Source organism: Gracilimonas sediminicola (genome assembly GCF_024320785.1).
In the GTDB taxonomy this organism is placed as follows: domain Bacteria; phylum Bacteroidota; class Rhodothermia; order Balneolales; family Balneolaceae; genus Gracilimonas; species Gracilimonas sediminicola.
The window spans coordinates 1,822,447-1,843,492 of the sequence record NZ_JANDBC010000001.1; the positions used below are offsets into that span (position 1 = coordinate 1,822,447).

Sequence of the window (21,046 nt, forward strand, 5' to 3'; positions counted from 1 at the left end):
TTTTGGAAGCATTTTTAAAGAACCTGGCGAAAATTCGCTCCGACGCAGAGCGATCAGAGCGAGGCGTGGAGTTAGGATTAGTGATCGGAGTTAGGGTTGGAATTAGGATTAGTGATCTGCTGCAAACCAACTAAACTTCAACATTCAATATTGAATGTTCATTATTCAATATTCTCAGAGCACGTCTTCCACTTCGTCCAGCTTTACGCCCACCAAGCGACTAACACCTGTAGTTGGCATCGTAACCCCGTACATCATTTCGGCTTTGCTCATGGTCTTTTTGTTGTGGGTGATGATGATAAACTGAGTGTCTTCACTGAATTCTTTGATCATTTTGGCAAAGCGTTCGATGTTGGCGTCATCAAGCGGAGCGTCCACCTCATCCAATACACAAAACGGAGAAGGCTTCACCAGGTAAATGGCAAATAGAAGGGCGATGGCGGTCAGCGTTTTCTCCCCACCGGAGAGCTGTGAAATGCCGGATGGTCGCTTACCGCGCGGCTGTGCCTTAATTTCGATACGGGCTTCCAGCGGGTCTTCCACATCCTGCTCAATTAAAAGATCACAATAATCATCGGCTTCAAACAGGGTTTTGAAAACTTTCTGAAAGTTTACCCGAATTCTCTCAAAGGTCTTATTGAAGCGCTCGGTAGCCGTTTCGTTAATCTCATCGATGGTTTCGAGCAGCTGTTCTTCGGCTTCTTCCAAGTCCTGGATTTGTTCTTCGTAGAAATCCAGCCGCTCTTTCTCCTCTTTATATTCTTCGATGGCCAGAGGGTTCACTTCGCCGATACTATTCAGCTTCTGCTTCAACCAGCTGATACGCTCCTTCACTTCCTCGGGGGTCTTGTCTTCCGGCATTTCAGCGCCTTCAATCTGCTTCATCAGGATGCCATAGGTTTCCCAGATATGGTCTGATAAAGCCTGGCTTTGCATCTCCATTTTTTCCCGGGCCATATCCAGATGATGCACCAGCTCCATGTTCACCTCTTTGCGGCGTCGGACTTCCTTCAGCTCTTTCTCAATCTCGTTGATTTTTCCGCGCTGTTTGGCGGCGGCCTCTTCCTCTTTTTCCAGCTCTTCATCGGCTTTTTTCTTAGCCTCGGCATTCTTTTCAATGTTGGATTGCAGCTCTTTAATGCGGGCACTCAGCGTATCGATTTCCTCCTTACTCTCTTCGGTCATAGAGGTTCGGTTTTTGATCCGCTTCTCTACATTCTCAATTCCGGTCTCTGCCCGCTGAACTTCTTTTTCCAGGTTCTCCACTTTGTTGCGAAGGTCCTGATGTTTCAGCTGAGTATCGTTATAGCGGCTTTGAGCAATAGACCGTTCGTCTTCCAAAGTCTCGAGCAGGTCTTTCTTTTCCTGCTGTTGTTCATCCAGCTCCAGCATTTTCTGCTGCAGTTCCTTTTGCTTGGGCTGAATGGAATCGAGTTCTTCCTGGGCGGTGCCTTCGCTGCTTTTCAGGTTGTCTTTACGGTTAACAAGTTCCCCGATATTCTTCTGATATACCTGAATTTTTGAGCTCAGGCTGTGTTGCTGCTGTTCCAGCCGGCGGACTTCCTGCTCTTTTTCCTTCAATGATTTGCTGAGCTCGCCTATATCCAGCTTCTCGTATTTCTCAACAATCTGTTGCAGGTAATCTTCCAGCTTGGAGATTTCTTTAGTGGTCTTGGTCTCTTCTTTTTCGAGCTTCTCAATTTTGTCTTTCAGCCCAACACGGATTCCGGCATTCTTGCTCTTACTTCCACTCTGGAAAAAACGGGAATTGGTAACCACTTCACCATCAAAAGTAACACCCACCAGTTCAGTATCTTTTTTGGTGGCGGAATAAGCGTCTTCTACCGAATCAAAAACCTTGGCATTACCCAACAGTAGTTGCTTCAGCGCCGAATATTCCCGTTTAGACTTCACCTCATCAAATAAGCTGCCATCTTTAACGGGGTAAGTGGCTGAAAGCTGGTCGAGCGGAATGAAGGTGGCGCGACCTTTATCATTTTCTTTCAGAATTTTAGCCGCTCGCTTGGCTTCATCCAAGGTTTTGACAACCACGAAATTCAGCACATCACCCAAAACGGCTTCAAGTGCTACCGCATGCTTTTCATCGGTATTGAAAATCTCAGAGACCGTGGTCATATCCTTAAAGTCGAACCGGTGATTTTCAATCAGGAACTTTACACTTCCCGGGAAGGCTTCGTTCGAGCTGGCAAGGTCGTTCATCAGCCGGATCTCAGACTCCAGCGACTCTTTTTTACTCTGAAGGGTACGGAGCTCGTCTTTAATCTCATTCTGTTTTTCGGCAAATTGCTCACGTTTCTCACGGGCCGACTCTAACTCTTCTTCCAGCTCATCCCGTTCAACAACCAACGTCTCAAGCTTTTTCTCAATCAGCCCCTGCTCGCCGTTCATATTGTCGATCTCATCATTCAGATCCACAATCTCATCGTTGATGCGCTCCAGGTCACCTTCGGTATTTTCCAGGCGGCTTTCAATTTTGATGCGCTTGGTTTGAAGCTGATTCAGCTCATTATTTGTGGCGCTGATCTGAACCTCAATTTCATACAACTCAGACCGTTCGCGGTTGTACTGCTGCTGAATCTGTCCGTATTTCTTTTTGGAATCCTCGAGGGCCTTCTCCGACTTCTCCAGGTCATCATCAAACGATTCCAGCTTCTTCCGGCTCGAATCAAGCAGCTCATTCAGTTCCTTTAAGTCCTTTTTGCCCTGCTCAATGTCTTTGGCATATTCCGCAATCACCTTCTTTTCGTTCTCAATCTTCTCTTTGGTGATGCGAAGGTTGGTATCAGCCTCGCGAATGGCATTGTGCAACTGACTTACCCGGCGCTGAGCTTCAGCTTGCTGTTTTTCCTTTTCGATGAGTTCTGCCCGGGCTTTTTCATCAGCCTCTTCCAGCTCCTCCATCGACTTATTGATATCCTTCTTTTCCTTATCCGCATTGGTAATGCGTTCCTGCAGAGGCTCCAGCTCAGATTTAATTTTGTTGAACTCGTGCAGCGTTACCGCTTTGTCTTTAATTTCGAGTTCATCCTTATAAACCTTGGCTTTCTCTGCCTTTTCGGCCTGAATTTCGAGCGAACGGGCTTTCTTGCGGAGCTCAACCAGCAGGTCATCAACCCGTTGCAAATCCTTTCTGGTCGATTCCAGCTTTCGAATCGTTTTCTTACGCTGATCTTTGTATTTGGTAACTCCGGCGGCCTCCTCAAACAAGCGGCGGCGGTCGTTGTTCTTGTCGTTCAGGATTTCCTCAACCATCTTCAACTCAATCACCGAATAGGCATCTGAGCCCATCCCGGTATCCATGAACAACTCCATAATATCCTTAAGCCGGCAGGAGGTATTGTTGATCAGGTACTCACTGTCTCCAGAGCGGTACAACCTACGGGTAATGGTCACCTCACTGTATTCGATAGGGAGAATGCCTTTGTCATTCACAAAAGTCAGCGAAACCTCAGCCATCCCCAGAGCTTTCTTTTGAGCGGTTCCGTTAAAAATCACATTCGCCATGGCCGAAGAGCGCAGCAAAGAAGGGCGCTGTTCACCCAGAACCCATCTCAGGGCATCTACAATATTGGATTTACCACAGCCATTGGGGCCTACGATAGAGGTAATCCCGCTGTCAAACTTCACTTTTGTTTTGTGAGCAAAGCTTTTAAATCCCTGAAGATCAAGTTCGGATATATACATTTATGGGTTGCGGGCTGTGTGTTGCGAGTTGCGGATTGTATGTTTTAAGTTTGCCAGCTTGTTTCAACGTATTTGATAAAGCTGTTCAATTTTCGGCCTAAAGTATCATATTTATTAATCAAACCAGTCAATGGTTCTTTAGAAAAGTGTATGTCACTGATCATGTTTAATTGTGAAATGGTTTCATCGCAGGAAGAATGAGCAAAAATCAGGAATCGAACAAATTCATCTTTATAACGCCTTCTTCCGAAACCTTCAGCTATGTTGTCTTTTATGCTTTTTGATGATCTTCTTATTTGGCTTCCCTGTTCGTAAAGCTCGTACTTAGGTAACTTCATAGACATCTTATGAATTTCAATAGCTAATTCATAAGCAAGCTGATAAACCTCTAAGTCTGTATAACTTTTCATAAATCCCGCAACGCGAAACTCGCATCCCGAGTCTCGTTAAACCGTCATTATTTCTTTTTCTTTTTTCTCGAGGAGTTCGTCAACTTTGGCGGTGTATTTATCGGTGAGGCTTTGCACTTCATCTTCGGCCTCGTACTTGGAGTCTTCGGAAAGGGATTCGCTCTCTACTTTTTTCTTGATGGCGTCGTTGGCGTCCCGGCGGGTGTTACGGATACTGATTTTCGCTTTTTCAGCAATATCCTTAGAGTGCTTAACCAGTTCTTTACGTCGTTCTTCAGTGAGTACCGGAAGGGGAATCAAAATGCGTTCGCCGTCATTATTGGGATTCAGCCCAAGTCCGGCCGACATAATGGCTTTTTCGATGTCTTCCATACTGGATTTATCATAAGGCTGAACAACCAGAAGTCGGGCTTCCGGGGCGCTTACATTGGCCAGCTGCTGCAGGGGTGTTTGTGAACCGTAGTATTCAACTTTAATACCCTCAAGTAGAGCAGGATTGGCTTTTCCGGCACGTACGTGAGAAAGTTCCTTTTTGAAGTAAGCGGTGGCTTCATCCATGTTGATTTCAGCTTCATCGATGATTTCCTGTAATTCTTCCGATATCATAAGGCCAAGACTTTTATTTATGCTGATTGACTAACTTTGCGAAGTTAATAAAATCAGAACTGAGGACAAACCCCGAAGAACATTGAGTATCGAATAGTAAGAGTTAAGTGGCAGAGTGCGAAAGTGATATAAAGTTTTCTGTAAGGAATTGGTTTTGTCTTGCTCTTACTTAGTAGGAAATTTTTTTGAGCCAGACCTAATAGGTCTAAATAGTAACGAATCACTCATGTCAGCAAAATCAATTTTATTACAATCGGGGAGAACCTATCACATTTGGACTCACGCCAATGGGGATGATAACTTTTTCCGCTGCAAAGATAATTACCATTATTTCTTAAAAAAGTATCGCCTCCACGTGCATCCCGTTGTTGATACCTTTGCTTATTGCTTGATGCCAAACCACTTTCATTTTATGGTGCGTGTCAAAAGCGAGGATGAGATCCTGGATTTTGTAAGAAAGAAGAAAAAGAAGCCAAACTTTCAAGGTTTCCAAAACCTTGAAGGTTTGAGTAAAGCTATCAGTCAGCAGTTCTCTAACCTTTTTAACGCCTATACAAAAGCCTACAACAAAAAATACGATCGAAAGGGAAGTCTATTTATGTCAAACTTCAGGCGTAAGCTTATTGAATCAGACGAGTACTTCGTTCGACTCTTCGTCTATATCCACAACAACCCCATTCATCACGGGTTCACCGATGACCTAAACGACTGGCCCTTTAGCAGCTGGCATGCATATATAAGCAAGAAACGAACGGGCATCCGGACGGAAGAAGCCTTGGAATGGTTTGGGGATATAGACAGTCTTAAAGCTATTCACCGTAAATGCGGATATTTGAAAAGAGGAGTTTTACTTGAGGAGGGTTAAAAAGCTGCTGCAGCAAAATTTGGAGCAATATGGGTAGAAATGTTCTCAACTCAAATCGTTCTTTAGCAGGTATAAAATAATCAAGATGTATGCAGCTGCTGAAAAAGCGCTTTTCTCATTTTTAAATGAACGATACTTATTTTGAACTAATTGGAATTATCCTGAACTTTAGTGTCCGTTTAATTTTCCTTAAAACCGCCTTACAGGCAGTAAAACAAAAGAATTTATGGCGAAGGTAGAAGTGGTTATGCCCCAAATGGGCGAATCGGTAATGGAAGGCACAGTTATAGAGTGGGCCAAAAGCGTTGGCGACACGGTTGAAGTGGACGAAACTCTGCTGGAAGTAGCCACCGATAAGGTGGATACAGAAGTGCCCTCACCCGAAGCAGGCGTACTTGTGGAAGTACTTGCTGAAGAAGGAGATGTAATTGAAGTAGGTAAACCGATCGCCATTATTGAAACGGATAAAGATGCTGCCGGCGACGTATCCTCCGGTGGATCTGATGAAGCCGAAGAAACGGCACAGGAAGAAACGCAGGAAGCCGAAGCCCAACAAGAAACGGAAACTCAGGAAGAAGCACCCGCTGCTTCATCCGGCGGTGGTGACGAAGGTGAGCGTATCGAAGTACAGATGCCTCAAATGGGAGAGTCGGTTGTAGAGGCTACTGTAATCGGATGGTCTAAGCAGGTTGGAGATAAAGTTGAGGAAGATGAAACCCTGCTTGAGATTTCTACCGACAAAGTTGACAGTGAAGTACCTTCCCCGGCAGCAGGTACCCTCGTCGAAATTTTCGCTGAAGAAAATGAAACGATTGAAGTGGGGCAGACAATAGCAGTTATCGCAACCGGAGAAGGAGCATCCGCAAGTTCCGGTTCAGGTAAGCCCGCTCCTAAGAAAGAAGAGAAAAAAGAAACTAAAGCTGAACAGAAGCAGGAAGTTCAGCCGGCAGCGGCAACAAATGGTACTTCCGGCGGCTCCGAGCCACAGCGTGTGGGCAGTGACGGGCGTTTTTATTCTCCACTGGTTCGCTCCATCGCCAAAGAAGAAGGAATCAGCCAGGAAGAGCTGGAAAACATCGATGGTTCCGGACAGGGCGGACGCGTTTCCAAGAAAGATATTCTCGCATATGTTGAAGACCGAAAAGCCGGCAAAGTGTCTGCTCCGGCTCAGCAGAAACAGGCTGCTTCTGCAGGACTCAGCAAGCCTTCATCAGGTTCAAAAACTTCCGATGGATCTATTTCAGCCGGTCAGCTGGATGTGAAGCATTCTCCATCCGGTGATGTGGAAGTGATTAAGATGGATCGTATGCGCAAGATGATTGCCGAACATATGGTTCGATCCAAGCAAACTTCTGCACATGTTACCACCTTTGCTGAAGTGGATGTAACCAAGATGGTAAAATGGAGAAATGCGAATAAGGTTAAGTTCCAGGAGAAAACAGGAACCAAGCTTACATTCACTCCTCTATTTGTTGAGTCTATTATTAACGCCATGCTGGAGTTCCCGCTTATTAACAGCTCGGTTGTAGATGACGAAATTCACCTGAAGAAAGACATTAACTTTGGGCTGGCGGTTGCGCTTGGAACCGGCGGCGAAGGCGGGTTGATTGTACCAGTCATCAAAAAAGCACAGGAGAAGAACCTGGTTGGTTTGGCCAACTCCGTAAGTGAGGTAGCTGAAAAAGCCCGAAGCAAGAAATTAAGTCCGGACGATTTAGTGGGCGGAACCATCACCCTGACTAACTACGGAAGTGTGGGTAACCTGATGGGAACGCCCATTATTAACCAGCCTCAGGTAGCCATTATCGGAACGGGAGCTATTGAAAAGCGACCGGTTGTAATGGAAACAGATGCCGGTGATGTGATCGCAATCCGCCATATGATGTACCTCTCTATGAGTTACGATCACCGTATAATTGACGGTGCCCATGGCGGTGCTTTCCTGAATCGTATTAAAGAGATTCTGGAAGACTTCGATACCGATCGTACGGTATAGCATGTATTTTTCATTTCCTAAATTCGGAGGCGCCCCCACAAAGGCGTCTCTTTTTATTTGAATATGAAACAAGTTTCCACCATATCAGATATCCGTTCCGGCGTAGCTGAATTGAGAGCTGCCGGAAAAACCATAGCCTTTGTTCCTACCATGGGTGCGCTGCATGAAGGGCATCTGTCCTTAATGCGCCTCGCTAAGCAAAAAGCCGATGAAGTAGTCGTTTCAATTTATGTGAACCCGACTCAGTTTGGTCCGAATGAGGATTTTGACAGCTATCCGCGGCAGATGGAGAAAGACCTGAAAGCATGTGAAGAGGAAGGAGTTTCAGTGGTCTTCACCCCTAACGACAAAATCATGTACGGCTCCGGAGAACGGTATTTTGGAATCAGCATTGACGAGCTGAATGAAGATATGGACGGCGGAAGTCGCCCCAGTTTTTTTGAAGGAATTGCACTGGTGGTAAATAAACTCTTCAACATCATTGAACCGGATGTTGCTGTTTTTGGCCAAAAGGATATTCAGCAATTCCAAATTCTATCACGAATGGTGGAAGAGTTCAATCATGATATTGAATTGGTGGCTGCCCCCATTGCACGTGCAAACGACGGGCTCGCACTCAGCAGCCGAAACGCTTACCTGAGCGATAAGGAACGGAAAATTGCTCCGGGCTTATATCGTGCATTACAATATGTGGAAAAGCAAATCCGTGATGGAGTGGATGAGCCAAAGTTATTGTTAAAACATCAACAGGATGAACTGGAAGCGAAAGGCTTCAAAAATGATTATCTTAATGTGTTTTCCATGGATAATATGCAGCCGGTTCAAAAATTGGAGCCGGGCACAACATATATCCTTGCCGGCGCTGCATATTTAGGTAAAACGCGCCTGATTGATAATATAATTTTAGATCTCTGACTGAAGTACGATGAAAATCACGATGTTTAAATCAAAATTGCACCAAATGGCGGTAACCGAAGCCAACCTGATGTACGAGGGTAGCATTACCATCGATCAGGATTTATTGGATGCAGCCAACCTGTTGCCTTACGAAAAGGTGCAGGTGTTGAATATCACCAACGGTTCGCGCCTGGAGACTTACACCATTCCCGGCGAAAGAGGAAGCCGTGTTTGCTGCCTGAATGGAGCTGCCGCAAGAATGACCCAAGTTGGAGATCGCATCATCGTAATCAGCTATGCGGAAATGACACCCGAAGAAGCCAAAGATCATAAGCCGCGGGTGGTTATCGTAGATGAGAATAATGACCCTAAAGAGATTTTAGATAACACCCAGCCCGGAAAAAGCTATGACCTGGAAACAGGTTTGGTTGATAACACCCTGGTTGAAGAATAGCTTCTGCTCACCTTTAGCTGTTCAAGAGAGCCATTCCCCAAAAGCGTCTCCTTCCCATTTCTTTGATGCTTTATGAAGCTTGAGAGTCGGATTATTGATTTTATTTAGGAAATAGGATAATAAAATCAATACATTAGCGTACTTGTAAAACTATTTACATAGTATATTCGTCCATAGGTAAAAAGGGTATATTCGTACTCATTTCTAAATTAGTTATCACATGAAGAAAAAGTATTTGATTCCGGGTATCATCATTGGGCTTTCCATGATCGCCTGGTTTGTTTTTGGAGGAGAATCATCCGAAACCGTAGAGCTTACCACCACCCCGAAGAAAGGGGAATTTGTAGTAGATGTTACCACTACCGGGGAATTGCGAGCCAAGCAATCCGTTGAAATTAAGGGGCCACAGGGTGTACGTGAGATTCGTTTATTTAATATGAAAATTCAGCGCCTGATACCCGAAGGCACCATCGTGAAGGAGGGAGATTTTGTGGCCGAGCTGGACCGATCCGAAATTACAGGTCGCTTGCAGGACGCCATGCTGGAACTTCAGCAGGCTCAGTCTCAGGTTACCCAGGTATCTCTGGACAGTACGCTCACCCTTTCGCAAGCTCGTGATAATCTCATTAACCTGGAATATGCACTGGAAGAGCGACAGATTGCTGTGGATCAATCCAAATATGAATCCCCGGCTGTTCAGCGTCAGGCTGAAATTGACCTGGATAAAGCCCGCCGACAGCTGGCTCAGGAAAAGAAGAATTACATCACCAAAGTAAAACAAGCGGAAGCCCAGATGAGTGAAGTGGAAGCTGATTTACAGGAAGAGCAAAACGAAGTGAACAAAATCAGATCGCTTCTTCAGCAGTTTACGGTGAAGGCCCCGGCCCAGGGAATGGTGATCTACAAACGAAACTATGATGGCAGCAAAGTGACCGAAGGAAGCGATATTAGTGCCTGGAACCCAACAGTTGCTGAACTCCCAGATTTTTCCGTGATGGAGTCAATTACCTATGTGAACGAAGTAGATGTTCAGAAAATAGCGAAAGACCAGAACGTGGAAATAGGCCTGGATGCCATTCCCGATAAAAACCTTTATGGAACCGTAACCAGCGTTGCCAACATCGGTGAACAACGACCCAATTCGGACTCGAAAGTGTATGAGGTTATCATCGAAATTGCAGAAACCGACAGTGTTTTGCGCCCGGCTATGACCACAAGCAACCGGGTAATTGTAAACCGCGTGCCTGATGCCATGTATATCCCGCTGGAAACTATTCACGTGCAGGATTCAACCAGTTTTGTCTTCAAAAAAGACGGATTGTCTCCGGTAATGCAGGAAGTTGAGCTCGGACTTATGAACGAAAATGAAGTGATTGTTCATCGCGGGCTTTCCATAGATGATGTGATTTACTTGTCGGTTCCCCAGGATACAGCCGGCATTGAGCGATTATACCTGGAAGAAGAAATCACATCCAACTAAAGAAGGACTGAGCGGTGCTGCAGAAAATACTCTACAATCTTGATATTGCCCTTGAGGCCATTCAACGCAATAAACTGCGGGCTTTTCTAACTTCATTAGGAATTATATTTGGCGTTTCGTCGGTCATAGCCATGCTCGCCATCGGTACCGGAGCTCAGCAGGAAGTGCTTAAGCAAATGGAGCTTTTGGGTACTAATAACGTCATCGTTCAACCGGTGGTAGAGCAGCGCGAAGGAAATGTGGGGGATGAAAATTCAGCCAAACAAGAGAAGAAAAAATTCTCTCCGGGCTTAAACCTGGAAGACCTTGAAAGCATTAAGCAGCTGGTCCCCCAGGTTGAAAAGCTCAGCCCGGAAATCATGTACGAGACTACATTTATCCGCGATGCTCGTATTCGGACGGGAAAACTCATTGGGGTGAATAAAGATTATTTTGGCATCTCGAACCTGGGCATTGTTGAGGGAAGCAACTTCAGCGATCTTCAAATCAAGAATGCAGACCCGGTTTGTGTGATTGGCTACGATGTGAAAACCCGATTTTTTGCCGGTGAAAGTCCGATTGGGAAGAAAATAAAGGTGGGGCATTTATGGCTCACCGTGGTTGGGGTTATCGAAAAGAAAGAGGTATCCACGGAGAACATCGAGAACCTGGGCATCCGAAATTTCAACCTGGATATTTATTCTCCGGCAACAACAGTTCTGCTGAGGTTTAAAAACCGGGCTGTACTCACCGGTAAAGACCTGCAGAGCAGTGGCGGAAGGTCGGTAATATTTATGGGCGGTGCCATGATCAGCAGCTCAGGAGGAGGGAATAATAACTCCGGCGATGGAAATTACAATCAGCTGGATAAACTCATTGTTAAGGTTACGGATACGAAGTACAGTGCTACCATTGCTGATGTAATTTCACGAATGCTGCAGCGTCGGCACAATGATGTGGTCGATTTCGAAATTATTGTTCCCGAGCAGCTATTGCAGCAGGAGCAGCGAACCAAACGTATTTTTAACATTGTGCTTTCCTCCATTGCTTCCATTTCACTGATTGTAGGAGGTATTGGCATTATGAATATCATGCTCGCTTCGGTGGTGGAGCGATACCGTGAGATCGGAGTGCGCATGGCCGTTGGAGCTCAGAAGAAAGACATTGAACTTCAGTTTCTCACCGAGGCTCTGACGATAAGTATTACCGGTGGTTTTATCGGGATTATTCTGGGGATGGCTTTCAGTTATGCCATCGAAGCAACCGCAGATATCGCCACTATTGTAACCCCAATTTCCATTTTCATCTCATTCGGCGTAGCACTCGTCATCGGTGTGGTCTTCGGATACTACCCCGCCAAACGAGCCGCTCAACACGACCCTGTACACGCATTACGACATGAATAAACGTTTTTTCGGATTTCTGATTATTACCCTCGCTTTCTTTTCTTCGGAACTGGAAGCTCAATCTCAGCGAACATTAACCCTTGAAGAAAGCATTGAAATTGCCAAGCAAAATAGTCCGCTGGCACGTGCGGCAACGTTTGAGCTGGTTTCGGCCAAATGGAGATATAAATCCTTTCGGGCTGATTTACTTCCCAGTCTCGATTTAGATGGAGACATCCCAAGCTATAGCCGGGCAATTACCGCGAACAGATTGGATGACGGTTCCACGACCTATCAGGAAGAAAGCCAGTCACAGTCTTCGGTGAATCTTTCCATCAACCAAAACATCATGCCTACCGGGGGACGCTTATCACTGTCGAGTGGTATCAACCGGCTTATTTTGTTTGATGGGGGAATTAACGGAGAGAATATTTATCGCTGGCAAAGTACTCCGCTGGTAGCAACCTACTTCCAGCCATTATTTCAGTTCAACAGCCTGAAATGGAGAAATAAGATTGAACCGCTTCGGTATCAAATTGCGCAGAAGCAGTATGTGGAAGACATGGAAGACCTCGCCTTCAATGTAACACAAAGCTTCTTCGATTTTCTGCTGGCAAAAATTAATGTTGAGGTGGCCGAGTTCAACGTTACCGTCAACGACTCTATTTATAATATTTCGCAAGGCCGTTACCAGGTGGGCAGTATTGCAGAAAACGATCTTCTTCAAAGTGAACTTGCCCTTCGAAATGCCGAGACCTCCCTTACCACGGCCAACCTGAACTTTCAGCGAGCGGAAGAAAACTTTAAAGCATTGCTGGGAATCCCGGATGAAACGGAAGTGGAAGTAATTATCCCGGAAGAAGCCCCCGACCTGAATATTGATGTAGACAAGGCTCTGGAGCTGGCCCGGGAAAATAACAGTACGTCGTTGGAGTTTGAGCTTAGTGAAATTCAGGCCAATCAATCATACGACCAGGCCCGCAAAGAAGCCGGGTTCTCAGCTTCTTTACAGGCAAGTTATGGGTTGAACCAAACGGCGGAAGATTTCAGTGAGGTGTACAGCGACCCGCAAAACCGCCAATTTTTTACCGTCGGATTTCAGATTCCCATTTTTAACTGGGGAAAGAATACGGCCGAGATTCAGGCGGCCCGAAATCAGCAGGCAGCAACGGCTAATACCATTGCCTACCAAAAGCTGCAGTTTGACCTGAGTGTTCGCAGTACGGTCCGGGAATTTTCACAGCTTCGCAGTCAGGTTGAGCTGGCAGAAACTTCGGATGTAATTGCAGACCGGCGATATGAAGTAGCCAAAAATCGCTACCTGATTGGTAAGATTGACGTAACGAACCTGTTCATTGCCCAAAATGAAAAGGACAGTGCCCGACGAAGCTACATTCAGGCCCTGCGAAACTACTGGACAGGCTACTACAACCTTCGCCGACTCACCCTCTATAACTTCGAGCAAGGTCGGCCTATCGTATTAGATACGGATATTTAAGGCATAATAATGTTGGTTCCCCAATTCTTCTTTACCTAAAAAGAAATTGGAATAGAACACGGATGATAGGGATAGTTCAGATAATCACGGATATGAAGTGACTGAATAACATAAGTTTGGCATAATGATCCTGCATAATAGTCTGTGTATCCCGGTCAGGCGGCTTTCAGTCTGTCTGACCGCTGTAAATTCAGCTTACCAGGCGCATTCAGACCAACCATCAGGCGGGTGATCCGTCAGGTGGATCTCATAGCCTGATATACTTACAGTTAGAAGCAATATTTATCTCAAACTCAGATTAAACATCTTAATCCGTTACATCTGCGTTATCCGCGTGCTAAATTTATGCTGAATTTGAAAAAGAAATTGGAATAGAACACGGATGACAGGGATGGGTTAGATAATCACGGATATAAAGTGATTGATTGCCTTAATCCGTTATATCCATGTTATCCGCGTTCCATTGAAAATCTAAATGCTACCAAGAACTTCTTATTTACGAAGCGTAATCAGGCAGCAATTCTAAAAATCTGGCTGAGGTTTTGATTCCCCGGTGGAAGTCTTTCAGCGAGAAATTCTCATTAGGAGAATGAATAGCATTGCTGGTAAGCCCGAAGCCCATCAGGATAGATTCAACCCCAAGAACACGTTTGAAGTCGGCTACAATAGGAATGGAACCGCCTTCTCGTGAAAACAGGGCTTCGGTTTCATATACATCTTCAAAAGCCTGCGCCCCGGCTTTGAGGCCATAGAAGTCAAGATCGGTGACGGAGGCAAACCCACCGTGGTGCTCATTAACGGTAACTTTAACGGTATCGGGTGCAAGCGACTCCACATGCTTTTTGAATAACTGGGCAATTTTATGCGGGTTCTGATCCGGCACAAGACGCATACTTACTTTGGCGTTCGCTTTGGAGGGAAGCACCGTTTTAGCGCCTTCTTTGGTGTAGCCGCCCCAGATTCCGTTTACATCCAGAGTTGGGCGGGCTGAAGATCGTTCAAGCGTTGTATACCCCTTCTCGCCGTGAAGGGCTTCTACATCCAGCGTTTTCTTGTACTCTTCTTCATCGAAGGGGAGCTGGGCAAAAGCCTCACGGTCCGCTTCCGTCAGAGGAACAACGTCATCATAAAAACCGGGAATCTGGATTACTCCATCCTCATCCTTCAGTTTGGCAATAATTTCACACAATACATTCGCCGGGTTTTCAACGGCACCGCCATATACGCCGGAGTGAAGATCGCGATTAGGTCCAACCACTTCAATTTCCATGTATGCCAGTCCGCGCAGACCATAGGTAATGGAAGGCTGATCTTCCCCAAACATGGCCGTATCAGAAATAAGGACCATGTCGCAGGCCAGTAACTCCTGGTGCTCTTCCAGAAAAGGAACAAGGTTGGGAGAACCGATTTCTTCTTCGCCTTCCAGAATAAATTTCACATTTACAGGAAGTTCCTGTCCGGTTTTTATAAAAGATTCTACTGCTTTTACGTGCGTAAAAGCCTGGCCTTTATCATCGCTGGCTCCGCGGGCGTAAATCAGTCCGTCTTTAATGGTTGGTTCAAAAGGTGGAGTATCCCAGAGCTCTTCAGGATCAGAAGGCTGAACATCGTAATGACCATAAATTAACACGGTGGGCCGATCATCATGAGGGCAGTGCTCAGCATATACAATCGGGTTGCCGGGAGTCTCATAGGTCTTTACCGTGTCAAGGTTCAGATTATTGAGCTGGCTGACTAAAAATCCGGCCGCTTTCTTAATCTCCTCTTTTCTGCTGGAGTCGGTGCTGACGCTGGGTATTCTCAGTAAATCAAATAACTCTTCAACAAATTTGTCTTTGTTCTGATCTATATACTCTTGAGTAGTACTCATTAATAAATGGAAATTATTTTATGTTTTGTCTGTATTAATTTTCAGGCACCTATATACGCAAAAATAATCAAGCTTTGTATAAACTTCTGCGAGGACCGAAGGCTTATAATATTTTTACTCCGTTATCCTGAATCCAGCCGAACTGGCCGTTGCCGAGCCGTACATAAAGCCAGTCAGGTTGTTCTTCGCTTTTCCAGTGATCGACGGTCAGGTCGTACCCCTCGTAAGCGATACTTTCCAGCGTTGCATCTGGGTTTGGGGCCTGCAATACGCGTTGGGAGTTGGAAATCAAAACGGCGGCATCGTACCGCTGATTAACGTAATCGGCATAGAAAGCCAACCCGGCTAAAGCTGATCCCGCTATAACCAATGCGATGACGTAGCTTGAAATATTCTGAAAGCTCAATTTGTTGAACCAGGTGAGGTATAGCAAGATCAACCCGGCGGTTGTAATAATAAATCCTATGAGAAATAACCCGGCAGCGGTAGGCACCTCATTGATCCACTGTACCGCGCGATCCCAGGGTAACTTAGGCAGCATAGCCGATTGCCTGCTGAACTGACTGTCCACATAATCCAGGGCGGTTTCTGCCCGTGATGCCGTGGTATTGTAATCAGTTGCTTTCAGGAAATAGAATTTGGCAAGGCCAAGGGAGTCGAGTTGTACGGCTGCAATCCCCATATTCAAGTAAAGGGCTCCTGAAACATGTCCCGATTGTTCGATGGATCGATAAAGTGTTAAGGCCTCAGTGAGATCCCCGTTTTCGAAAAGGGTATTGGCCTCATCGAAAGTGGCTTGTGGCGATTGCTGTGCAACCGACACCGTAAAGGAAAGCAAAAGCCAAACCGAGCAGAGCAAAAGCTTTTTCATGCCAGCTTACCTATTTTTTTGATTAATGCTTTTGTCTTTTCAATGTCAGAGTCGAGGGTTTCCTGAGTGGCATTGGGAGCGTAGGCAATGGTTTCGCACTTGGTAAGTAGCCGCTTCAGTTCCGCGGTGATTTCTGAATCAGCAATCTGCTCTGTTTCCCGGATGATATCCTTATGTGAAAGCCCGGCGGGGGGCAGATTCAGTTTATCGGTTATAAATTGGACCAGTGCTTTTTCAATCAGGTGATACCCGTCTTTGATGTCTGCTGCTTGCTCAGCCCTGGTTAAGGTTTTTGCGGCTGTATCAGAAGCCGTTCGGGACCTGGCAAACGCAGTGTCCGTGTTCATGCGGGTGTGATATTGCTTGTATCCATAAGCTGCTGCCGTTAGCAAAATCGGGAAGAATATGAGCGTCCACACCCAGCCCTTCTCATGCAGTGGGACGCCGGATGCCGATGTCCATTGGGCCAATCCGGTGATGGGTTGAATGTCTAACCGCAAATCATTTTGAGCAACCGTGCTTGCATTGGGATCGCGCTTGGCGGTGAAGGTTAATGCGGGCAGGCGGGTAATTTCGTAACGGTTGGAGTTGGGGTTGAAATGGGCAATTCGCGTTTCGGGGATAGTGAAGGTGCCTTCATTCCGTGCAATAATGATATCCGTAAAGGTTCGTGTGCCGGAAATTTGGCGGTTTCTTCGGTCTATGGTAGAACCTTCCTGCGGATTATACTTTTCAAGTTCTTCGGGAAATGCATATTCAGGCTTATTTACGAGGGGTACATTCCCGGCTCCGCTGATGCGGGTAGTGATTTCAATGGTTTCTCCGACAAAGGCGTTTTTTGGAGAGATTTCCCGGCTGATTTCAAAATCACCCACAGCCCCGATAAATTCAGCATTTTGAGCTTCCGGAAGAGGTTGCACATCAAGAGTTACCGGGATGGATTCAATGTTAAGCCGCTCCTGACCAAAGCCCAGTCCAAAAGGATCGGAGTTGCGCTGTTTACGAACCGAAACGGAAATCTCAAACGGACTCAAAGTCAGTTCTCCCGATTTTGTAGGGAAAAGAGCATACTGAATTAAACGGGCCCGCTGATAGCGAACACCATTAACAATGGTTGATGTGGTTTGAGCTCGCTGTGGGTATTCAAGTTCTTCTTTCCAGAATCCTTCTGCCTTCCAGCCCGGTGTTGGTTGATAGGAAGAAACCTCAATATCATTTTTGAAGTACAGCACCACATCGGCAATCACCTGCTGCCCCACAACGGGGTTCATGGTGCTCGGTTCCAGTCGCACATAAATATTGGGAGCCCGCTCTGCATCACCGGAGTTGATGGTAGAAGGATCCAGTACTTTAAAATCAATTGGAGACGTTTGAAAGGTCTCATTATTTACGTTTACCGTTATGGCCGGAACGGTATAGCTGCCGGCTGTTTGGGCAATCAGGGCATATCCGAACGTGTAGGTAACGGTGGGACTTCCATTAACGAGAGAATATTTTTGACCACGGGAAGTACTGCCTCTGAGCCAGCGAAGTCCGTCAATTTCAGGAAGTACCGGTTGCTCTACCGATCCCATGCTGGTACCAGAAATGGTAACCTGTAATCTGACCTGTTCACCGGAATAGATGTTTACCTCAGAGAGTGAAGCTTCAACATCTACATCCTGCGCCTGACTTGTGGCAAAACAAGCCAGGGCAAAAATCATCAATAAGGATTGAAGAAGAGTTCGTTTACCAATCTTTGTCATGCTTGGCGCTTCCGTCCGATTTTTTCTTCTTGAATTCTTTCAGTAATTCTTTCTCTTTCTGGGCCAGGGCCTGCAGTATTTTTTCCGCATCTTCTTTGCTGATCTGCTGCGAGTTCAGGTCTTCCGGGTTTATTTCCTGAGGATCTTGTTCCTGCTGTTCTTCCCCTTCACTTTGCTCTTGCTCCTGATTTTCCTGTTCCTGCTGCTCTTCCTCATTTTGCTGCTCTTGTTCTTGTTGTTGTTGATTCTGCTGGTTTTGTTGTTGCTGCTGATCCTGGTTCTGCTGTTGTTGCTGCTTTTTCTGTTCTTCCTGAAGCTTTTGCATCAGGGCATTCAGCTTTGGGTTATTCGGGAATTGATTAAGCCCGGTTTGAACCTGATCGATTGCAGCTTGCAAATCAGACTGTATGAACGACTGAGCACCGCCGTGGAAGTAATCCTCCGCCGTTTGAGATTGTGCAAAAACAGCGGTTGTAACCAAAAGGGAAAAAATAAAAGCCATCAGTTTCTTCATGGTCAATTCGAGTCTATGTCTGAAACGTTTTTAATTCGTTCGATGAAATCGTTAAAAGCCCGAACGGTATCATCAGCATCGAGGGCGCGTTGCATTAAATTATACGCCTCGGCATACTTGCGCTGTGCTACCAGTTTTTCGGCTTGTTCTTTCATGGCTAAGGCATATTCGCTGGGTTCCGGCGGTGGCTGGTTTTGTTGATTCTGATCCTGCCCTTCCTGTTCCTCTTCCTGCTCTTGTTGTTTGGCAAGAGCTTGTTCATAATTATGCTTTGCATCTAAATCATTCGGATTCAGCTTCAGGGCATTTTTGAAATGAGCAGCAGCAGGCTTCCATTTTTGTCCTTGAGTGAGCAGGGTGCCAATGTTATACTCTGCTTTGGCTTTATCTTCGGGCGATTCCGCCAAACCTCTGAATTCCATATAAGATTGAATGGCATCTTCCACTTTTCCTTGTTTTGCCTGAGCATTCCCAAGGTTGAAATACAACTTTGCGTTATCAGGGTCTTGTTCAATCGCAGAAAGATAAAGTTGTTCCGCCTGCTTATAATCACCGCTCTCATAGGCTTTATTGGCTTCCCGGCCATCTGTTATCGCAGAGGCTGTCAGCAGAAATAAAAGTGCTATGTATGAAAACGTTCGGATCATTCTACATTACAGATTTTCAGCGAGAGCAACGGTTTCATCATCCATCAACATATTGGTGAATACGTTGTTGACGTCGTCATTCTCTTCAAATTTTTCCATCATTTTTAAGTTCGAGATGGCCGTGTCTTCATCTACTTTAGTTTCGGTTACGGCTTCCCGTATTAACGAAGCATTTTCTATTTCAAACCCGGACTCTTCAAGACGATTACGCACCTCAAAAAGTTCTTCACGGGTGGTGTAAACCACAAACATTTCGTCGTCGGTATCAACATCGGTGGCACCGGCGTCAATGGCTTCAAGCATAAACTCCTCATCATCGAGACCTTCTGAAGGTACCTGAATCATGCCTTTTTGTTCAAACATATAACCAACGGAACCATTGGTGCCCATATTACCTCCGTGCTTGGTAAAAATGTGCCGGATGTCGCTTACCGTTCGGTTGTTATTGTCGGTAGTGACTTCGATAAAATAGGCAATGCCTCCGGGGCCGTATCCCTCAAAAGTGGTTTCTTCATAGCTGGCTCCGCCGGTATCCTCACCGGTACCGCGTTTAATGGCTCTTTCAATATTGTCTTTGGGTACGTTATCAGCTTTGGCATTTTCGATGGCAAGGGATAAGCGGGGGTTGCCATCCACGTCACCGCCGCCTTCGCGGGCAGCTACGGTAATTTCCTTGATGTGCTTGGTAAAAATCTTAGAACGCTTAGCGTCTTCTTTAGCTTTTTTGTGGCGAATGTTCGCCCATTTCGAATGTCCTGCCATAGGAATTATATACCGTTTTTTATGCTGTTACAATCCATAAATATACAAAAATGAATGCTTGTATAAGAAATGCTTGCGTAGTTTTTTCTTTTGGACAACAGGGAAATCAATTTGTTTGAAACCAAACTGTTAAACCTTGTGTTGAGCTGCTAATCACTGCAATAGTTTATGTATTTTTGAGTTCAATACATCTAACCCAGTAACCTTAATTGTTGGAATGAATATAGGAATTGTCTGTTATCCTACTTTTGGCGGAAGTGGTGTTGTAGCTACTGAATTGGCGAAAACACTGGCTAAAAAAGGCCATAATATCCATATGATGAGTTATGCCAAGCCGGCCCGACTCGATACCCTCGAAACCGGTATTACCTACCACGAGGTGTCCATCAATTCTTATCCGTTATTTGAATACCCTCCTTACGATCTTGCCCTGGCAACGCAAATGGTAAACCTGATTGAGTACCAGGATCTGGACTTATTGCATGTTCATTATGCATTACCTCACGCAACCAGCGCATATTTAGCCAAGCAAATCATGGCCGAAAAAGCCCGTCATGTTCCGGTGATTACCACTCTTCACGGAACGGATATCACATTGGTTGGCAGCGATCCGAGTTACAAACACGTAGTAGAGTTCTCGATTGATAAAAGTGATGGAGTGACGGCCGTTTCGGAATATCTGAAAAAAGAAACCTATGAACGGTTCAACATAAAGCAGGACATAAAAGTGATTCCCAACTTTATTGATCTGGATCGCTTCAAGAAATCGAATAAAAGTCACTTTAAGAAAGCGATTTGTCCGAATGACGAAAAAGTGATCGTTCATGTTTCCAATTTCAGAAAAGTGAAACGGGTACCGGAGGTAATCACGGTTTTTGCCAAGATTTTAGAATCCGGTATTGAATCCAAATTATTACTCGTTGGAGACGGACCAGACCGGCAAAAAGCCGAGCAACAATGTCGTGACCTGGGAATTTGTGAACATGTTCGCTTTCTCGGGAAGCTGGAGCAAGTGGAAGATGTGCTGTCTATCGCTGACCTGTTTTTGATTCCATCCGGCTCGGAAACCTTTGGGCTTGCTGCACTGGAAGCGATGAGCTGCAGCGTACCTGTAATCAGTTCTAATATAGGCGGACTACCGGAAGTAAATATTCATGGAGAAACCGGATATCTGTGTGACCTGGATGATGTGGAATGTATGGCCGAATATGGTGTCAAAATTCTTTCGGATGCAGACCTTCACGCTAAGATGGCTGCCAACGCCAGAAAGCAGGCGGAGAGATATAATCAGGATGTGGTGGTTGAGGAGTACGAGAGGTTTTACGAAGACGTAAGCGCAAAACTATTGCATAGCGTGTAAGT

17 protein-coding genes are annotated in these 21,046 nt (G+C 45.6%); 8 read left to right on the plus strand and 9 right to left on the minus strand.

Features of this window, described 5'->3' with window-relative positions; all coding sequences use genetic code 11:
- Window positions 1-174 precede the first annotated feature (174 nt).
- From smc to frr, 3 genes are read right to left on the minus strand one after another with little or no spacing between them, the layout of a single operon-like run.
- Window positions 175-3,705, minus strand: coding sequence for a chromosome segregation protein SMC (gene smc / locus NM125_RS08260; protein ID WP_255134432.1), 3,531 nt, complete (start codon window positions 3,703-3,705; stop codon window positions 175-177).
- 44 nt (window positions 3,706-3,749) lie between these two features.
- Window positions 3,750-4,115 carry a four helix bundle protein gene (locus NM125_RS08265; protein ID WP_255134433.1) on the minus strand — a complete coding sequence of 122 codons (366 nt, stop codon included), beginning with the start codon at window positions 4,113-4,115 and terminating at the stop codon, window positions 3,750-3,752.
- 36 nt (window positions 4,116-4,151) lie between these two features.
- A complete protein-coding gene (frr, locus tag NM125_RS08270) occupies window positions 4,152-4,721 on the minus strand; it encodes a ribosome recycling factor (protein ID WP_255134434.1) in 570 nt (189 codons plus the stop codon).
- Between the two features lie 226 nt (window positions 4,722-4,947).
- On the opposite strand from frr, the gene NM125_RS08275 reads away from it, so the two are divergent.
- From NM125_RS08275 to NM125_RS08305, 7 genes are all read left to right on the plus strand, one after another.
- Entirely contained in the window at window positions 4,948-5,586 is a 639-nt protein-coding gene (locus tag NM125_RS08275; RefSeq protein ID WP_255134435.1) for a hypothetical protein, read from the plus strand.
- Window positions 5,587-5,812: 226 nt separating this feature from the next.
- A complete protein-coding gene (gene sucB / locus NM125_RS08280; protein WP_255134436.1) occupies window positions 5,813-7,582 on the plus strand; it encodes a 2-oxoglutarate dehydrogenase, E2 component, dihydrolipoamide succinyltransferase in 1,770 nt (589 codons plus the stop codon).
- A gap of 63 nt (window positions 7,583-7,645) precedes the next feature.
- A complete protein-coding gene (gene panC, locus NM125_RS08285; RefSeq protein ID WP_255134437.1) occupies window positions 7,646-8,497 on the plus strand; it encodes a pantoate--beta-alanine ligase in 852 nt (283 codons plus the stop codon).
- A 10-nt stretch (window positions 8,498-8,507) separates the two neighbouring features.
- Window positions 8,508-8,933: an aspartate 1-decarboxylase gene (gene panD / locus NM125_RS08290; RefSeq protein WP_255134438.1), complete on the plus strand. Its 426-nt coding sequence runs from the start codon at window positions 8,508-8,510 to the stop codon at window positions 8,931-8,933.
- A 220-nt stretch (window positions 8,934-9,153) separates the two neighbouring features.
- Window positions 9,154-10,413, plus strand: a complete 1,260-nt coding sequence (locus NM125_RS08295; RefSeq protein WP_255134439.1) for an efflux RND transporter periplasmic adaptor subunit — start codon at window positions 9,154-9,156, stop codon at window positions 10,411-10,413.
- Between the two features lie 14 nt (window positions 10,414-10,427).
- Window positions 10,428-11,798 carry an ABC transporter permease gene (locus NM125_RS08300; RefSeq protein WP_255134440.1) on the plus strand — a complete coding sequence of 457 codons (1,371 nt, stop codon included), beginning with the start codon at window positions 10,428-10,430 and terminating at the stop codon, window positions 11,796-11,798.
- A complete protein-coding gene (locus tag NM125_RS08305) occupies window positions 11,791-13,275 on the plus strand; it encodes a TolC family protein (RefSeq protein ID WP_255134441.1) in 1,485 nt (494 codons plus the stop codon). Before NM125_RS08300 ends, NM125_RS08305 begins: the two co-directional genes overlap by 8 nt.
- Window positions 13,276-13,771: 496 nt before the next feature.
- Here the strand turns inward: NM125_RS08305 and NM125_RS08310 are convergent, their stop codons facing one another.
- The 6 genes from NM125_RS08310 to NM125_RS08335 form a co-directional block, all read right to left on the minus strand.
- Window positions 13,772-15,145, minus strand: a complete 1,374-nt coding sequence (locus NM125_RS08310; RefSeq protein ID WP_255134442.1) for a dipeptidase — start codon at window positions 15,143-15,145, stop codon at window positions 13,772-13,774.
- A 103-nt stretch (window positions 15,146-15,248) separates the two neighbouring features.
- Window positions 15,249-16,016 (minus strand): hypothetical protein, encoded by a 768-nt coding sequence (locus tag NM125_RS08315; protein ID WP_255134443.1) that lies wholly within the window; start codon window positions 16,014-16,016, stop codon window positions 15,249-15,251.
- The gene (locus NM125_RS08320; RefSeq protein ID WP_255134444.1) at window positions 16,013-17,761 is read right to left on the minus strand and encodes a BatD family protein; all 1,749 of its coding nucleotides are present in this window, start codon (window positions 17,759-17,761) and stop codon (window positions 16,013-16,015) included. The genes NM125_RS08315 and NM125_RS08320 overlap by 4 nt, the downstream gene beginning before the upstream one ends.
- Window positions 17,745-18,275 carry a hypothetical protein gene (locus tag NM125_RS08325; RefSeq protein WP_255134445.1) on the minus strand — a complete coding sequence of 177 codons (531 nt, stop codon included), beginning with the start codon at window positions 18,273-18,275 and terminating at the stop codon, window positions 17,745-17,747. Before NM125_RS08325 ends, NM125_RS08320 begins: the two co-directional genes overlap by 17 nt.
- 2 nt (window positions 18,276-18,277) lie before the next feature.
- On the minus strand, window positions 18,278-18,922 hold the full coding sequence (locus NM125_RS08330; RefSeq protein ID WP_255134446.1) for a tetratricopeptide repeat protein: 645 nt from the start codon (window positions 18,920-18,922) through the stop codon (window positions 18,278-18,280).
- 6 nt (window positions 18,923-18,928) lie between these two features.
- Window positions 18,929-19,684, minus strand: coding sequence for a YebC/PmpR family DNA-binding transcriptional regulator (locus tag NM125_RS08335; protein ID WP_255134447.1), 756 nt, complete (start codon window positions 19,682-19,684; stop codon window positions 18,929-18,931).
- A gap of 217 nt (window positions 19,685-19,901) precedes the next feature.
- Between NM125_RS08335 and bshA the strand changes: the two genes are divergently transcribed.
- A complete protein-coding gene (bshA, locus tag NM125_RS08340) occupies window positions 19,902-21,044 on the plus strand; it encodes an N-acetyl-alpha-D-glucosaminyl L-malate synthase BshA (protein WP_255134448.1) in 1,143 nt (380 codons plus the stop codon).
- Window positions 21,045-21,046: the final 2 nt, after the last annotated feature.

Excerpts from the sequence above, each read along its gene's own strand:
- panD (WP_255134438.1), top strand. The coding sequence starts at position 8,508 with ATGAAAATCACGATGTTTAAATCAAAATTGCACCAAATGGCGGTAACC.
- NM125_RS08305 (WP_255134441.1), top strand. The coding sequence starts at position 11,791 with ATGAATAAACGTTTTTTCGGATTTCTGATTATTACCCTCGCTTTCTTT.
- NM125_RS08315 (WP_255134443.1), bottom strand. The coding sequence starts at position 16,016 with ATGAAAAAGCTTTTGCTCTGCTCGGTTTGGCTTTTGCTTTCCTTTACG.
- frr (WP_255134434.1), bottom strand. The coding sequence starts at position 4,721 with ATGATATCGGAAGAATTACAGGAAATCATCGATGAAGCTGAAATCAAC.
- NM125_RS08310 (WP_255134442.1), bottom strand. The coding sequence starts at position 15,145 with ATGAGTACTACTCAAGAGTATATAGATCAGAACAAAGACAAATTTGTT.
- NM125_RS08325 (WP_255134445.1), bottom strand. The coding sequence starts at position 18,275 with ATGAAGAAACTGATGGCTTTTATTTTTTCCCTTTTGGTTACAACCGCT.
- bshA (WP_255134448.1), top strand. The coding sequence starts at position 19,902 with ATGAATATAGGAATTGTCTGTTATCCTACTTTTGGCGGAAGTGGTGTT.
- smc (WP_255134432.1), bottom strand. The coding sequence starts at position 3,705 with ATGTATATATCCGAACTTGATCTTCAGGGATTTAAAAGCTTTGCTCAC.
- NM125_RS08275 (WP_255134435.1), top strand. The coding sequence starts at position 4,948 with ATGTCAGCAAAATCAATTTTATTACAATCGGGGAGAACCTATCACATT.
- NM125_RS08320 (WP_255134444.1), bottom strand. The coding sequence starts at position 17,761 with ATGACAAAGATTGGTAAACGAACTCTTCTTCAATCCTTATTGATGATT.
- NM125_RS08265 (WP_255134433.1), bottom strand. The coding sequence starts at position 4,115 with ATGAAAAGTTATACAGACTTAGAGGTTTATCAGCTTGCTTATGAATTA.
- NM125_RS08330 (WP_255134446.1), bottom strand. The coding sequence starts at position 18,922 with ATGATCCGAACGTTTTCATACATAGCACTTTTATTTCTGCTGACAGCC.
- panC (WP_255134437.1), top strand. The coding sequence starts at position 7,646 with ATGAAACAAGTTTCCACCATATCAGATATCCGTTCCGGCGTAGCTGAA.
- NM125_RS08335 (WP_255134447.1), bottom strand. The coding sequence starts at position 19,684 with ATGGCAGGACATTCGAAATGGGCGAACATTCGCCACAAAAAAGCTAAA.
- NM125_RS08295 (WP_255134439.1), top strand. The coding sequence starts at position 9,154 with ATGAAGAAAAAGTATTTGATTCCGGGTATCATCATTGGGCTTTCCATG.
- sucB (WP_255134436.1), top strand. The coding sequence starts at position 5,813 with ATGGCGAAGGTAGAAGTGGTTATGCCCCAAATGGGCGAATCGGTAATG.